The 317-nt window shown below is 31.9% G+C and carries 1 protein-coding gene; it reads left to right on the forward strand.

Going from position 1 to position 317, the window contains the following annotated elements; translation table 11 throughout:
- Positions 1-46: 46 nt before the first annotated feature.
- Positions 47-317, forward strand: a 271-nt coding sequence (locus FE392_RS23205) for a Cache 3/Cache 2 fusion domain-containing protein (protein ID WP_319932028.1), incomplete at its 3' end; no start/stop codon positions are given.

Here is a 317-nt window from a genome sequence, read left to right on the forward strand (position 1 = left end):
TATAGGTATTAACTTGAATTTGGATAACATCCTAAAGATTTCAAAAATGATTAATATTGGTGAAAAAGGCTATGCAGTTATTTTAGATCAAAATAAGCAAATTGTTAGTCATCCGTCTAGAAAACCAGGTGCAAAAGTTACTGATCCTTGGATTAAACCAATTTATGAAGATAAACAAGGAAATGTGTCTTATACAGAACAAGGTGATAAAAAGAATTTAATCTTTGCAACAAATGAGAAAACGGGCTGGAAAGTAGTTGGTGTTATGTTCGATGAAGAAATTACCCAAGCTGCCAGTCCAGTGTTTTATAAGACTT

The organism is Xenorhabdus santafensis (genome assembly GCF_033949405.1).
GTDB classification, from domain to species: domain Bacteria; phylum Pseudomonadota; class Gammaproteobacteria; order Enterobacterales; family Enterobacteriaceae; genus Xenorhabdus; species Xenorhabdus santafensis.